Genomic DNA, 14,550 nt, shown 5'->3' with positions numbered 1-14,550 from the left:
TGCACCCATCGGCGTTCGGGGGGAATGCTCGGTTGTGGAGTGGACGAGGAGGTGCGGGGCATGGGACGCCGGATCGTTCCGTTGACGCTGGACAACCTCGCGGACCTGCCGTCGACCTGCCGCTCCTGTGTGTTCTGGGAGCTGGACCCGGTCAGCGGCCGGGCGGCGGTGGAGTCCGGCGAGCCGGAGCTGGAGAAGGAGGGGTGGATCTCCGCCGTGCTGCTGGAGTGGGGGTCCTGCGGCCGGGTCGTCTACGTGGACGAGCAGCCGGCCGGGTTCGTGCTCTACGCCCCGCCCGCGTACGTGCCGCGTTCGCAGTCCTTCCCGACCAGCCCGGTGGCCTCGGACGCCGTCCAGCTGATGGTCAGCCGGGTGCTGCCGGGCTTCCAGCGGCAGGGGATCGGCCGGGTGCTGGTGCAGACGGTGGCCAAGGACCTGCTGGGCCGGGGCTTCCGGGCGATCGAGGCGTTCGGGGCGGTGGGGCGGCAGCCGGTCAGCTGTGTGCTGCCGGCCGAGCACCTGCTGGCGGTGGGCTTCAAGACGGTCCGCCCGCACCACCGCTATCCGCGGCTGCGGCTGGAGGCGCGGAACACGCTCTCCTGGCGGGGGGACGTGGAGGGGGCGCTGGAGCGGCTGCTGGGCGGCGGCCGGAAGGAGCCGGCGCTCCGGCCGTTCTGAGTGCTCCGGGCGTTCCGAGCGCTCCGGGCGACCTCCGGGACGGTCTCCCGGAGGGCTGGGGACAACGGACGAGGGCGGGACTCCCGGTGGGGAGTCCCGCCCTCGTGGCGTTCCGGGGGAACGGACCTAGATCAGGCCGTCCAGCTCGCGCAGCAGCGCGGCCTTCGGACGGGCCCCGGTGATCTGCTTCACCGGCTCGCCGTTCTTGTAGAGGATCAGGGTCGGGATGGAAATCACGTTGTACGTCGCGGCGGTCTGCTGGTTCGCGTCGACGTCGAGCTTGGCGATGGTGAGCTTGTCGCCGTGCTCGGCCGCGATCTCCTCCAGGACCGGGGCGACCTGACGGCACGGGCCGCACCATTCGGCCCAGAAGTCGACGAGAACGGGCTTGTCGCTCTTGAGGACGTCCGCATCGAACGTCGCGTCGGTCACGGTGGTGGTGGCGCCGGCCACGGTCACTCCTAGGGGTCAAACGGGCGAGGGGCTGCCAGGGCTACAACACCGCACGGGGCGGATCTGTTTCGTCCCGGCGGGGCGGGTGCGCTCCACGTGGAACGCGCCCGCCCTTACGGTGGATCGCTTCGGGTCAGACCGCGACGGTGGCGGCCTGGGCCTCCAGGTCGGCCAGCGAGGCGAGGTAGCGCTCGGCGTCCAGGGCGGCCGAGCAGCCGGTGCCGGAGGCGGTGATGGCCTGGCGGTAGGTGTGGTCGACCACGTCGCCGGCGGCGAAGACACCCGGGATGTTGGTACGGGTGGAGGGGGCCTCGACCTTGAGGTAGCCCTCGGCGTCGAGCTCCAGCTGGCCCTTGAAGAGCTCGGTGCGCGGGTCGTGGCCGATCGCGATGAAGAGGCCGGTGACCGGGAGCTCGCGCAGCTCGCCGGTGGTGGTGTCGCGCAGGGTGACACCGGTCAGCTTCGGGTCGCCGTGGATGGCCTCGACCGCGCTGTCCCACTCGAAGCTGATCTTCTCGTCCGCGAACGCGCGCTCCTGCATCGCCTTGGAGGCGCGCAGGGTGTCCCGGCGGTGGACGACCTTGACGCTGCGGGCGAAGCGGGAGAGGAAGGTCGCCTCCTCCAGGGCGGTGTCGCCGCCGCCGACCACCGCGATGTCCTGGTCGCGGAAGAAGAAGCCGTCGCAGGTCGCGCACCAGGAGACGCCCCGGCCGGACAGCTTGTCCTCGTTGGGCAGCTCCAGCTTGCGGTGCTGGGAGCCGGTGGTGACGATCACCGCGCGGGCCTTGTGCACATTGCCCTCGGAGTCGGTGACGGTCTTGATGTCACCGGTGAGGTCGACCGAGACGATGTCGTCGGGGATCAGCTCGGCGCCGAAGCGCTCGGCCTGGGCCCGCATGTTGTCCATCAGCTCGGGACCCATGATGCCGTCCCGGAAGCCGGGGAAGTTCTCGACCTCGGTGGTGTTCATCAGCGCGCCACCGGCGGTGACGGCACCCTCGAAGACCAGGGGCTTGAGGGAGGCGCGGGCCGTGTAGAGGGCGGCGGTGTAGCCGGCGGGGCCGGAACCGATGATGATCACGTTACGGACGTCGCTCACTGCATCTCCTGGTTCGCATCGCGACCCGCGTTTGCTGCGGGGAGGGCGGTCCTGCTCCGCCGCCCGGGACAACGACTGACCAGTGTCTCGCATTCCCAGGGGGATCAGTACCAGGCGACCGCACTGTGGGAGTGTCGCGCGGTCCGCGGCATGGATCGCACGGGAACCTCCGGTCAGGGCGCGGGGACGGTCAGATGGTGCAGGACCGGTCCGCAGTCGGGGGCGCGGAGGTAGACGTCGACCAGCTCGGGACGGCCCGGCAGGGTGTACACCAGGAGGTCCGCGGCCGCGCCGGCGTAGCTGCCCCGGTCGGTGGCCAGCAGGGTGGCGGTGCTGGGGGGCGGGCAGGCCGGGGTGGAGCGGTTGCCGCCGGTGAGGCCCTGGCCGCTCTCGGCGGGCGGTACGGCGGTCGCTCCGGAGCCCTCCGAGGGGTCGGTGGCGGCGGGGCCCGAACCGGGGCCGGCGGAGGGCTTGACCGGGCGGGCGGTGCCCGTGGTGGCGAGCAGCTGCGCGACCTGGGCGGCGAGCCGGTCGTCCTGGTAGGCCGTGCCGCCGGTCGAACGGTCGGTCTTGGCCCCGGCGGCGGAGCTCTCCGGGGCGGCGGTGCCGGCGGCGGCACTGCCGGCGGTGGCGCTGAGGTCCTGCCGCCCGGAGGAGGACAGGGAGAGGAAGGCGCCGCCGAGGCCGAGGACGACCAGCGCGGCGGCCGAGCCGAGCAGCAGGGCCCTCCGGCGCCCGCGGCGGGACCGTCCTGGGCCGCCGCCGGCCGCGGGGCGGGACGGCGGGGCCTTGGGCGGTGCGGCGGCCGGGGTGGCGCCGGTGGCGCCGGTGGTGGTCGCGGGCCGGGCGGCCGGCACTGTCGGCGCTGCCGCGGCTGCCGTGGCGGGCACATCGCCGGGCACATCGGCGGACGTGGCCGCCGCGGGCGGTCCGGCGGCGGCGGCCGCGAGGGCGGCGTCGATCCGGGCGGCGACATCGGCCGGCACGGCCGGAGGCTCGACGGCGCCGAGCAGCGCCCGCACCTCGGTGAGCGCGTCGACGGTCTCCCGGCAGTCGGCGCAGCTGGCCAGGTGCTTCCGGAGCGCATCGGCCCCGGCGGGGGCGAGCAGGTCCTCGGCGAGGTCGGCCAGCTCGTCGACCGAGGGGTGCGGTCCGGCGGTGGGGTCGGAGGAGGGGAGCGGTGCTGTCATCGCGTGCTCGCATCTCCTTCCAGAATCGGCCGGGCTGGATCCGGGGCTGTCCCTGTGACGGTGCGGCCGTCCGGTGGGTTCCCGGTCGGTCGGGCGGTGTTGCCCGGGGGCGGTGTTTCACGTGAAACAGCGCTCCCCCGCGGCCCCGGGTCCGGCTCCTCGCGCAGGTGCCGGACGAGCGGCAGCAGCCGGGCCCGGCCCCGGGCGCAGCGGCTCTTCACCGTGCCCACCGGGACGCCCAGCAGTTCGGCCGCCTCGGCGACCGGATAGCCCTGCATGTCGACCAGGACCAGTGCGGCCCGTTGTTCGACCGGAAGCTCGGCGAGCGCGGCGGAGAGCTCGCGGTGCACTTCGGCGCGCACCACCGGGGAGTCGGCCGGTTCGGCCGAGCCGACCAGGGCGTCCAGCCGCTGCGGATCGTCGTCGAGCGGCTTGGTCCGGCGGGTGGCCGCCCGCCGGGCCCGGTCCAGGCAGGCGTTGACCACGATCCGGTGCAGCCAGGTCGTGACGGCGGAACGGCCCTGGAAGGTGTGGGCGGACCGGAAGGCGGAGACCAGGGCGTCCTGGAGGGCGTCGGCGGCCTCCTCGCGGTCGCCGAGGGTGCGCAGGGCGACGGCCCAGAGCCGGTCCCGGTGGCGGTTCACCAGCAGGCCGAAGGCCTCCCGGTCGCCGCCGACGTGCCGGGCGAGGAGCGCCGCGTCCTCGTCGGCCCGCTCCGGTCCGTCCTGCGCCACGTCCACCCCTCGCCGTTCGTGCCCCGCCACCGCGGTGGACGGGTCAGCCGAAGACCTTCACGTCGCCGAGGAAAGCCTGGTACTTGCCCGCGTTCGGACCGCCGTCCGGATTCTTGGACAGGTTGGTCAGCCAGATCAAGAGATAGCGGGTGGTGACCGGGCTGTCCAGGTTGTACTCGACCGCGGTGCCGGCCTTCTTCCCCAGGACGGTGAAATCACCCGGCTTGGCGGTCTGCGCGTTGCCGACGCTCTTGCCGGGCATCCGGAGCTCGGCGGTGGTGGCGGTGCTCCACTTGAGGGTCACCCTGGAGACCGTCTGCACCGAGCCGAGGTCGAGCAGCAGCCCGGTGCCCTCCTTGGTGCCCTTGGACCCGAACGCGTCGTTGTACCAGTTGGTCTGCCACTCGCTGGCCGGGTCGTCGTCGATGGCCTTGGCGAGGCTGGCCGCGCCGTCCGCACGGTCGCCCAGCGGGTTGTAGGACAGCGCCTCCTTGACCGGGACCAGAGCCGGGTCGTGGGTGGCCGCGTGGGCGGTCGGGGTGGCGGAGGAGGAGCTGGGCTGGGGGGAGGCGACGGCCGTGCTCCCGGGGCGCAGGTTGTCCACCAGCTGCCAGGAGGCGACGCCGATGGCGCCGAGCGCCACCGTCCACGCGGTCACCTTGACCACCGTGCGCAGCCGCCGCCCGTTGCGTCGCACCGGGGCGGCCACCGGGACCGGGGCGGTGCCGGGGGCGGCGACCACCCGGGTCGGGTTGGGCGCGGTCGGCAGCGCGTGGGTGTTGTGGCGCGGCGGGCTGGTGAAGGCCGGGAGCTCGGGCTGGGGCTGGCGGATGCGGGGCATCAGGGCGATCGCCCGGGCCAGCCCGTCGGGGGTGGTGATCGGCTCGGCGTGGTGCGGCGGGTGGTCGAGCAGGGCCCGGGCGGCCAGTTCGGACAGGCCCTTGTGGACGCCGGCGCGGACCTGGTCCGGTGCCACCTCGCGGAGGTTCCTGGGCAGGCCCTTGAGGTCGTAGCGGTCCTCGGGGTAGGGCCAGCGGTGGGTGAGGGCGGCGAACAGCAGGGCGCCGATGGCCCGGGTGTCGACGCGCTCGGCGTCCTCCCCGCCGCCCTCGCCGGTGAGGCCGCGCAGTGCGGCGTCCACCGCGATGCCGTTGATCCGGTACTGACCGCTGTCGGTGCGCAGCACGCAGCGCGGGGTGAGCCGCAGATGGGCCTGGCCGCGGCGGTGGGCGGCGGCCACCGCGTCGGTGACCTGGCGGACCATCTGGTAGGCCTCGTGCGGCTCCAGCGGGCCGTCGGAGAGCAGCTTGGCGAGGTCGGAGGCGTGCGGCAGCCACTCCCGCACCACGTAGACCAGCTCGCCCTCCTGGACGGCGTCCAGGACCTGTACGAAGCGCGGGTCGCCGAGCAGGGCGGCGGACTTGGCGGCCGCCAGCACCTTGCGGGCGCGCTGGTGGCCGGAGGCCATCAGGTGGACCCCGACCGCCCGGCGGAGCTTCTCGTCGACCGCCCGCCAGCTGCTGAAGGTCTCGGTGGAGGAGATGCACTCCTCCAGCCGGTAGCGGTGGCCGATCATGTCGCCGCTGCGCCGCTGCGGGGCGGGCAGGGTCTTCGGCAGGGTGGCGGTGTCGCGGGGGTCGTGGGTCGGCTGGGGGTCCCGCGGGGGGCGCTTGGCGGGTGCCGCGGCGGCCGGGCCCGGGTCGGTCCGGCCGGCGGCGTCGGCCGAGGCCAGCTCGGCGGCGATCTCGGAGACCGACAGCGGGGCGGTCGACTCCGCGGTCGGCTCGGCGGGGGCCGGTCCGACCGGGGCGGGCCCGGTGCCGGCGGGTCCGGTCCCGGCGGGTTCGGGCGCTGCGGGCGCGGCCGGAGCCGGGGCGGGTGCGGCCGCGCCGTCGTCGGTGCGGCCGCCGCGGCCGTTCTTCGTGGCGGGGGAGCCGGCCGCGGTGGCCCGGGCCGTGCCGTCGGCGAGTTCGTCGATCGCCGCCGCGAGCGCGGCCTCGTCCGCCGCCCCGTCAGCTGCCGATGTGTCGACGACCGCCTTGGTGCCATCAGCCACCGTGGTCCTGCCTCCCCTTGTGTCGCCCCGGGCCTGAGAGAGAGTCGTTGGAGCGCATCGGCGGGTGACTCCGGTGCTCCAGGACAATTGTGCCCACTGTTCTCCACCGGGTACGACCGCCGAAAGGTCCGGGCGGTTGCCTGTTGGTGGAGAGATGTGGTGCAGATCCGACGCCGGGCCGCCCTGCCGGGCCCGGGACGACCCGGGGCCGGTGGCGGCCCGACCCCGGATCAGCGGCCCAGTCGGCCGCGCACCATACCCAGCATGGCGTTGAGTTCCTCGATCCGCAGCCGCTTCGCGATGAGCACGAAGACGGCCAGCTGGAGTCCGCCGGCCAGGACGACCGTCAGCACCGCGCCGGCCCAGCCGCCGACGACCTCGGTGACCGCCAGGCTGACGCCGAGACCGACCACCGCGGCCGGGACGGAGGCCGTCGTGAGGCGGGAGTAGGTCTTGCCGATGCGCTTGGTGTCCAGCCCGCCGATCTTCTTCTTCAGCTTGGGCACCGCGACCGTCACTCCGACGGCGTACGCGAGTCCGTAGCCGAAGGCCATCCCGGTGACCGTCCACTCCGGGGGCAGGAGCACCCAGCAGAGCAGCGAGAAGCCGGCCTGGCAGGCGGCCACCCACACGGTGTTGGAGAACGGCGTGCGGGTGTCCTCGTAGGCGTAGAAGCCGCGGAGCATCACGTACTGCGCCGAGTACGGGATCAGGCCGAGGGCGAAGGCGGAGAGCATCAGGCCGACGTTGCGCGCGTTCTCCAGGTCGGTGCCGCCGCCGCCCACCGCGTAGATGGACTGGCCGATGGCCGGTCCGAGCGCGAGGAACAGGAACGCGGCCGGGACGACCGCGACGGCGGTGGTGCGCAGTCCGTAGGAGATGTCGTCACGGACGGCGCCGGCGTCCTCGTCGGCGGCCGCGCGGGACAGCCGGGGCAGCACCGCGCTCATGATCGAGACGGTGATGACGGCCTGCGGGAGCTGCCAGATCAGCAGCGCGTTGGAGAAGGCCGCGAGGCCGACACCGCCGTGGCCGCCGGTCGCGGCCTCGGCGCCGGCGGCGGTGGCCAGCTGGGTGATGACCAGGTAGCCGGCCTGGTTGGCGAGGACGAAGAAGAAGGTCCACTTGGCCAGCCGGGCGGCCTTGCCCAGGCCGTGCCCGCGCCAGTCGAACCGCGGCCGGAAGGAGAAGTCGGCCGCCCGGAGGTACGGGATCATCGCCAGGGACTGCACGGCGAGGCCCACCAGGGTGCCGATGCCGAGCAGCCGGACGCCCTCGGGGGTGATCGTCTCCGGCGTGACGTGGGTGCCGTTGAAGCCCCCGTAGACCCAGATGTAGGCGCCGAAGGTGAAGATCACCACGAGGTTGTTCAGGACCGGGGTCCACATCATCGCGCCGAACCGGCCGCGGGCGTTGAGGATCTGGCCCATCACCACATGGATGCCCATGAAGAAGATGGTCGGCAGGCAGTACCGGGCCAGGGCCACGGTGGTGTCCGCGCGGGCCGGGTTCTCCATCATCGGGTGGGCGATCAGCTGGACCAGCAGCGGTGCTCCGAGCACGGCCAGGAAGACCACGCCGGCCAGGCCGACCATCACCAGGGTGAGCAGCCGGTTGGCGTAGGCGGTGCCGCCGTCCGCGTCGTTCTTCATGCTGCGGACCAGCTGCGGCACGAAGACGGCGTTCAGCGCGCCGCCGCCGATCAGGATGTAGAGCAGCGTCGGCAGGGTGTTGGCGGCGTTGTAGGAGTCGCCCATCACGGCGATGCCGATCGCGCCGGCGATCACCATGGTGCGCAGGAAGCCGGTGCCCCGGGAGACCAGGGTGCCGGCCGCCATGATCGCGCTGGAGCTCAGCACCGAGGCGATCCTGCCGCCGCCGGCGGTCTGCTCGGCGGGCGCGGCCGGGGCGGCGTCCGCGGGGCGGGCCTGCTCCTCGGCCGCGAGGTCGGCGAGCGGCTCCACGGCGGGCGGCAGCTGCACCGCGGCCACCTGGAGGGTGGCCTCCTCCTCGGAGAGCGGCGGGTCGAACTCGATCGGCGGGACGAACGGCCTGGGACCGTCCTGGCCGCCGTGGCCGCCGTGGCCGTAGGCGGGCTGAGGCCCGTGCTGCGGCGTGTGCTGTCCCGGGTACGCGCCGGCCGGGGGGAACGGCGCGGGCGGGACGGCCGCGGCCGGCGGATGCCCGCCGGGCTGCTGGACCGGGTGCTGCTGCTGGACCGGGTGCTGCTGCGCGGCGTGCTGCTGGGCCGGGTACGGCCGGCCGGGGGACGCCTGGGCCGGCGGGCGCGGGGCCTCGGCCGTGGTCCGGCCGCCGAAGAGCGAGTCCACCCCGACGTACTCGGTGGACTCGGAGTCCCAGGCGGAGTGCGCCGGTCCGGGCTGCCACTGCTGCTGCCCGCCCCAGCCCTCGGTCGGGGCGGCCGGGGCCGCGGGGGCGGCCGGAACGCCCGGCTGCTGCGGCCGGTCGTCGCGCCAGTCCGCCCGCGCGGGGGTGTCCCAGCCGGGCTGGACCGGGGGCACCGGCGGGCCGAACGGCGTCGGCGGCACCGGCGCCGGGTAGTCGCCGCCCTGCGGCGGCAGCTGCGGGGGAACGTCGTACGCGGCCACCGGCTGTTGCGGCGCGGCGGGCGGGGCGGTCCGCAGACCGTACGGGTCCGGCTCGCCCGGACCGTCGCGGTACGCGTCGGCCGCGTACGGGTCCTGGGCGTAGGTGTCGGCCACGTACCAGTCGCCGGAAGGCGACTCGGCCCCCGGACGGCCCTCTCCGCGGCCCGGAGGCCGCTCCTCGCTGCGCCCGGTCATGTCACCTCTTCGCTGTCGTGGGGAGGCCGCTCCGGAGTCGGGCGGTATCGACGCTGTCAAGGACCAACCTTCTCATCACTGGTGGCCCGATCCCGGCCATCCGCGCTGCTGTCGCGCGGTGTCCGCGCCGCTCCGTCCTGATCCGGCCGTCCCGGACCGGCCGGGCGGTCGGCGTCCGCGGCGTCGGTGGCGGTCCCGGGGCCCTCCCCGCGCTCGCTCCGGCCCGGGCCGTCGGTGTCGTCCGGGCCGGCCCCGCCGTCCTGGGGGGCGAGCGGCGCGTCGCCCTCGTCGCCGTGCGCCACCCGCCGCTTGCGCTGGCGGACGAACCGCAGCGCGGCGAGCAGGAGCAGCAGCACGCCGCCGCCGAAGACGTAGAGCACCCCGTTGGTCACCGAGGTGACCTGGACGGTGAAGGTCACCGGTTCGCCGTACTTCTGCGGGTTCGGCCCGGTGGTGTAGAGCTGGGCGGTCATGCTCACCGGCCCGTTGTTCTTCGCCTCGGCGGGGAAGCGCAGGGTGACGCTCTGCGAGGCGGGCAGCACCAGTTCCTCGGTCGGCAGCTCGACCCGGAGCCGGTTGGGCTGGGCCGGGGTGAGGACCAGCTTGAGGTTGGTCACGGTCTGGGTCAGGTCGTTGCGGACGCTGACCTGGAGCACCCCGGTGTCGCCCGCGAAGGTGATCTCCCGCTTCGGCGGCACCTTCACCGCGCCGGTCAGCTCCTTGAGGTAGCGCTTCACGCCCTCCCGGTAGCCGGCCCCGGCCGAGCCCTCGGTGCGCCACTCGGTGGACAGCGAGCGGACCATGGCCGCGCTGAACGGGCCGCGCACCCGCTGCGGCAGGGTCAGCACCCGCATCAGCGTGTCCAGGTCGGTCTGGATCCGGGTGGTGGTGGTCAGGTCGAACGCCGACAGCTCCGCGTCGCGGGCCCGGGCCGGGTAGTCGGTGGGGGCCGGGACGGTGGTGTTGGCCTTCGGGTCCGGCGGCAGCTGGGCCAGGGTGTCCAGCTTGACCGGCTCGACCCACTTGCCGTCCTGGGCGGCCTGGAGGGCGGTCGCGAGCACCTTGGCGGCGTTGGCGTCGAGTTCGCGCGGCGGCATCACCAGCAGGCCGCGCGGGTTCTGCGGTTCCTGGCGGGAGATCACGAAGGTCTCGGCGAGGAAGCGCTGGACGGCCCGGCTCTGCTCCTCCTGGGTCCCGAGCCCGCCCTCGAACAGGGAGGAGATCAGCTGGTCGGCGACCACCGCGGTCTGTCCGTTGCCGATCGGCCGGGCGGCCGAGGGGGTGTACTTCAGCGCGTCGGACTCGGGCATGCTCGCGCCGTTCACCAGCACCAGGCTGTTGCCGGTGCGCTGGGCGACGGCGGTGATCCGCTGGTCCAGGTAGCCCTCGTAGGGCCAGGCGACATCGGCCCGGGTGTCCACCGACAGCCGGCCCTCGACGGTCAGCCGGCCGGCGGTGGCCGCCTTGCCGAGCGCGGTGTCGATGCCCTCCAGCTCGGGGGCGTTGTGCGCGATCGAGGCGAGGTCGGGATCGGCGTACGGCAGCGCCACCACCTGGCTGCCCGGCTTGGCCACGGCGGCCCGCAGCTTCTCCAGCCAGGCGGTGGCGGCGGCGGTACCAGTGCCGGGGACGGTGTTGTCCTCCTTGGCCGCGTTGCCCTCGGTGCCCGGCTTCTGCACCACGTAGCGCCTGGTCATCGCGAACGCGGTGTCCAGCAGGTCCGGGTCCACCACCCAGGTCAGCCCGGTCAGCGCGGCGCCCGTGTCGACCAGCGCGTACAGCCGGCCGCCGGGGGCGAACTCGGTGGCCAGGCTGTCGTCCCGGAGCACCGGGACGGTCTGGTCGTTCTCGGAGAGGGTCTGCGCGGCCAGCACCGGCGCGTGCACCAGCGGCCAGAGGGTGGTCACCCTGGACGGCTGGGCGTCGGCCGGCGAGGGGTTGTAGGGCAGGAAGCTGCGGGCGATGCCCAGCGGACGGTCGCGCTGGTTGTCGGCGGTCGAGCCCCAGACGTCCACCGCCAGCTCGTACACGCCCTCGCCGGAGAGCTGCAGGTCGGCGACGGCGACGCTGAGGGTGTACGGCTGGGTCTGGCCGGGGCCGAGCTCGTTGAGGGCGTACTGCGGGCTGTCCATCGAGACGCCGTCCGCGTTGAGCGGGACGCTCCGGGAGGACACCGACGCGAGGTCGCTGCGGGTGGTGAGCGGCTTGCTCGGCCAGGGCCGGCGGACGGCCGCGTGCGCGGACTTCAGCACCGACCGGCCGGCGTTGGTGACGTGCCCGGTGATCGTCACGGTGCCGCTCTGCACGGCGACCGGCTTGCTCACCGACTCGATGGTCATGGTCACCGGGAGCTCGGCACTGACCGCCGTGTCGGCCACCGGCCTGGCTCCCCCCGCCGGGGCCGCGCCGGCGGAGCCGCCGGGCAGCGCCGAGGCGAGCACCAGGGCGGCGCCGAGCGCGCCCGCCAGCCGTCGGACGGTTCGTCCCAGGCCCCGTCCGGGGCGCCCGTCCGGCTCCGGACCGGGGTGCCGTGCCGGCTCACTCACGCGGTTCGCCCTCGCTCACGGGTTCGCCCTCGCCGTTCTCGATCGCTGCTGCTGCTGCCGTGCTGCTGCGGATGTTCCGTCGGCCGTGGGATGCCGTGAGGAGCAGCCGTGAAGAAAATGTGGCGGTCCGGTGCCCCGGCGGCCGTGGCGGCGCACGGCACCGTGGCCCGTGCTCGGTGCATCCGGACTCGTTCCACCGGCATGGTAACGATGTGGTGAGGGGTGCGGTGTTGCGGGCCGGGGAGTGAGCCGCCGGAAACACGCGGGCGACCGGGCCGCCGGGCCACGTACCCTTGTGAGCCGTGTCCACTGCCAATGAGCCCACCGCCCACCCGACCGGCACCCATCATTCCAGTTCCGCCGTCCAGGTCGTCCCCGGCCTGAGCGAGGCGCAGACCCTGGGTCTGCAGGAACTGCTGCGGGTCTCCCCGGTCGCCGACGAGATCGCCCGCCGCTTCCAGGCGTCCGGTCACCGGCTCGCGCTGGTCGGCGGCTCGGTCCGGGACGCCCTGCTGGGCCGGCTCGGCAACGACCTCGACTTCACCACCGACGCGCGTCCGCAGCAGGTGCTGAAGCTGGTCAAGGGCTGGGCCGACGCGGTCTGGGACGTCGGCATCGCCTTCGGCACGGTCGGCGCGCGCAAGGACACCCCGGAGGGGTCCTTCCTGATCGAGATCACCACCTACCGCTCCGAGGCGTACGACCGCACCTCCCGCAAGCCCGAGGTGAGCTACGGCGACACCATCGAGCAGGACCTGGTCCGCCGCGACTTCACGGTCAACGCGATGGCCGTCGACCTGCCCGGCCGGGGCTTCGTCGACCCGCACCGCGGCCTGGACGACCTGGAGGCCCGGGTGCTGCGCACCCCGGCCACGCCCGAGGAGTCCTTCTCCGACGATCCGCTGCGGATGATGCGGGCCGCCCGGTTCGCCGCCCAGCTGGACTTCGAGCCGGCCCCCGAGGTGGTCGCGGCGATGACCGCGATGGCCGACCGGATCACCATCGTCTCCGCCGAGCGGGTGCAGGCCGAGCTGAACAAGCTGCTGCTGGCCGCGCACCCGGTCAAGGGCCTGCGGCTGCTGGTCGACACCGGCCTGGCCGACCACGTCCTCCCCGAGCTGCCGGCGCTGCGCCTGGAGCGGGACGAGCACCACCGCCACAAGGACGTCTACGAGCACTCGCTGACCGTTCTGGAGCAGGCGGTCGACCTGGAGCAGGACGGTCCCGACCTCACCCTGCGGCTGGCCGCGCTGCTGCACGACATCGGCAAGCCCCGCACCCGCCGCTTCGAGCAGGACGGCCGGGTCTCCTTCCACCACCACGAGGTGGTGGGCGCCAAGATGACCCGCAAGCGGATGCGCGACCTGAAGTACTCCAAGGAGCTCACCGAGGACGTCTCGCGGCTGGTCGAGCTGCACCTGCGCTTCCACGGCTACGGCGGCGGCGAGTGGACCGACTCGGCGGTGCGCCGCTACGTCACCGACGCCGGCCCGCTGCTGGAGCGGCTGCACAAGCTGACCCGCTCGGACTGCACCACCCGGAACCGGAAGAAGGCGGCCGCGCTCTCCCGCACCTACGACGGTCTGGAGAGCCGGATCGAGGAGCTGAGGCAGCAGGAGGAGCTGGACGCCGTCCGCCCCGCGCTGGACGGCAACCAGATCATGGAACTGCTCGGCCTGAAGCCCGGCCCCGCGGTCGGCAAGGCCTACAAGCACATGCTGGAGCTGCGGCTGGAGCACGGTCCGATGGAGCACGACGCGGCGGTCGCCGCGCTGCGCGACTGGTGGGCCGCCCAGCAGTAGGACGCGGACCGCCGCGAGGGGCGGCCCCGGGATTCTCCCGGGGCCGCCCCTCGTCCGTGCGCGGGCCGGTCGGCGCGGGCCCGCGTCCGGGCCCGGGCGCTGGTTCAGAGCTTCTTCAGGCAGAGCACGTAGCTGAGCGCCTCCGTGCCGGACTCCCGGGTGTAGGTGCTCTCGGCGCCGGTGACGTTCTCGCAGGCCTTGTCGTTGTCGCTGGTCCCGTAGACCTTCTTGATCACCTTGTACTGGGCCTTCGGGTCGCCGCAGGGCAGCATGGTGATCCGCGGGCTGGCGTCGTGGGTGGCGGTGGTGCCGTTCTCGTTGCGCAGGCAGTCGCCGGCCTTGGCGCTGTCGATGTCGCTGGCCACCTTGGTGGGGGTCGGCGTCGGCAGGGTGATCGTCGGCACCGGCACCGGCGCCGCCGGCACCGTCGCGGCCGGGACGGACGGGAAGGTCGGCGACGGGAAGGCCGGCACGGTCACCGAGGGCATCACCAGCGGGCGGTAGGGGTCGTCGTGCTTGGTGGAGGCGAAGAGCGCGCCGGTGGCGATCAGGACGATCCACGAGCCGATCCCGAGCACCGGCAGCAGCAGCATGAAGATGTGCGGCCGCTTGGTGAGCGGCACGCCCGGGTCCAGCTGCGGCCCGTGGGTGCCGGGCGCCGGCGGCGGCAGGTCCTTGATCCGGTTGTGGGCGGCGAGGTTCCGCAGCAGGGTGACCACGGTGAAGATGCCGGAGAGGTAGCTCCACCAGCCCTGCACCAGGGTGCGGGCGGACATGTCGCGGACCACGGCGGTGCCGCAGGTGCGGCAGAACGGTCCCGGCTGCTTCAGGAACCGCATGACGACGATGATGCCCTGGTGGCCGCGGACGGTGGTCTCGACGGCGGGGAAGCCGCCGCAGAACCGGCACACCGGACCGCCGTGCGGGGCGTAGCCGGCCGGTGCGGGGTAGCCCCCGGCCTGCGGCGGGTAGGCGTAGCCCCCGGGCGGGGCCTGGGCGGGCGCGCCGTAGCCGGGTGCGGCCGGCGGCGGCGCGGCCGGGTAGCCGTAGCCGGCCGGCGGCGGTGCGCCCGCCGGCTGCGGGGACGGCGCCCCGGCGTACGGGTTGCCGGTGGCGTACGGGTTGGCGCCGCCGGCTGGGGGCGGCGAGCCGTACGGCATCTGGGGCGGAACGGACAAGGGGATCCCC

The 14,550-nt window shown here is 74.2% G+C and carries 10 protein-coding genes; 2 read left to right on the top strand and 8 right to left on the bottom strand.

Annotated features, from left to right (window positions below):
- Positions 1–60 precede the first annotated feature (60 nt).
- The gene (locus BLU95_RS19785) at positions 61–678 is read left to right on the top strand and encodes a GNAT family N-acetyltransferase (RefSeq protein ID WP_093861207.1); all 618 of its coding nucleotides are present in this window, start codon (positions 61–63) and stop codon (positions 676–678) included.
- Positions 679–804: 126 nt separating this feature from the next.
- Here BLU95_RS19785 and trxA read toward each other — a convergent pair whose 3' ends face one another.
- The 7 genes from trxA to BLU95_RS19750 form a co-directional block, all read right to left on the bottom strand.
- The gene (gene trxA / locus BLU95_RS19780) at positions 805–1,131 is read right to left on the bottom strand and encodes a thioredoxin (RefSeq protein ID WP_045938899.1); all 327 of its coding nucleotides are present in this window, start codon (positions 1,129–1,131) and stop codon (positions 805–807) included.
- Positions 1,132–1,264: 133 nt separating this feature from the next.
- Positions 1,265–2,230 (bottom strand): thioredoxin-disulfide reductase, encoded by a 966-nt coding sequence (trxB, locus tag BLU95_RS19775; protein WP_093861206.1) that lies wholly within the window; start codon positions 2,228–2,230, stop codon positions 1,265–1,267.
- A 173-nt stretch (positions 2,231–2,403) separates the two neighbouring features.
- A complete protein-coding gene (locus BLU95_RS19770) occupies positions 2,404–3,420 on the bottom strand; it encodes an anti-sigma factor family protein (protein ID WP_093861205.1) in 1,017 nt (338 codons plus the stop codon).
- A complete protein-coding gene (gene sigM / locus BLU95_RS19765) occupies positions 3,417–4,160 on the bottom strand; it encodes an RNA polymerase sigma factor SigM (RefSeq protein ID WP_502689852.1) in 744 nt (247 codons plus the stop codon). The genes BLU95_RS19770 and sigM overlap by 4 nt, the downstream gene beginning before the upstream one ends.
- 37 nt (positions 4,161–4,197) lie before the next feature.
- The gene (locus BLU95_RS19760) at positions 4,198–6,210 is read right to left on the bottom strand and encodes a protein kinase family protein (protein WP_093861204.1); all 2,013 of its coding nucleotides are present in this window, start codon (positions 6,208–6,210) and stop codon (positions 4,198–4,200) included.
- 230 nt (positions 6,211–6,440) lie between these two features.
- Positions 6,441–9,014 (bottom strand): murein biosynthesis integral membrane protein MurJ, encoded by a 2,574-nt coding sequence (gene murJ, locus BLU95_RS19755; RefSeq protein WP_093861203.1) that lies wholly within the window; start codon positions 9,012–9,014, stop codon positions 6,441–6,443.
- A 56-nt stretch (positions 9,015–9,070) separates the two neighbouring features.
- Entirely contained in the window at positions 9,071–11,560 is a 2,490-nt protein-coding gene (locus BLU95_RS19750; protein WP_093861202.1) for a DUF6049 family protein, read from the bottom strand.
- 380 nt (positions 11,561–11,940) lie between these two features.
- On the opposite strand from BLU95_RS19750, the gene BLU95_RS19745 reads away from it, so the two are divergent.
- Positions 11,941–13,362 (top strand): CCA tRNA nucleotidyltransferase, encoded by a 1,422-nt coding sequence (locus tag BLU95_RS19745; protein WP_093864985.1) that lies wholly within the window; start codon positions 11,941–11,943, stop codon positions 13,360–13,362.
- 104 nt (positions 13,363–13,466) lie between these two features.
- Here the strand turns inward: BLU95_RS19745 and BLU95_RS45150 are convergent, their stop codons facing one another.
- Positions 13,467–14,540: an LppU/SCO3897 family protein gene (locus tag BLU95_RS45150; RefSeq protein WP_159424949.1), complete on the bottom strand. Its 1,074-nt coding sequence runs from the start codon at positions 14,538–14,540 to the stop codon at positions 13,467–13,469.
- Between the last annotated feature and the right edge of the window lie 10 nt (positions 14,541–14,550).

The organism is Streptomyces sp. TLI_053 (assembly GCF_900105395.1).
Classification (GTDB): Bacteria; Actinomycetota; Actinomycetes; order Streptomycetales; family Streptomycetaceae; genus Kitasatospora.
The sequence above is the reverse complement of the archived record's forward strand: the minus strand, read 5'-3'. Positions and strand labels throughout refer to the sequence as shown.

What these genes read in the sequence shown, in the direction of transcription:
- BLU95_RS19785 (WP_093861207.1), top strand. Translation starts at nt 61, where the DNA reads ATGGGACGCCGGATCGTTCCGTTGACGCTGGACAACCTCGCGGACCTG.
- murJ (WP_093861203.1), bottom strand. Translation starts at nt 9,014, where the DNA reads ATGACCGGGCGCAGCGAGGAGCGGCCTCCGGGCCGCGGAGAGGGCCGT.
- BLU95_RS19770 (WP_093861205.1), bottom strand. Translation starts at nt 3,420, where the DNA reads ATGACAGCACCGCTCCCCTCCTCCGACCCCACCGCCGGACCGCACCCC.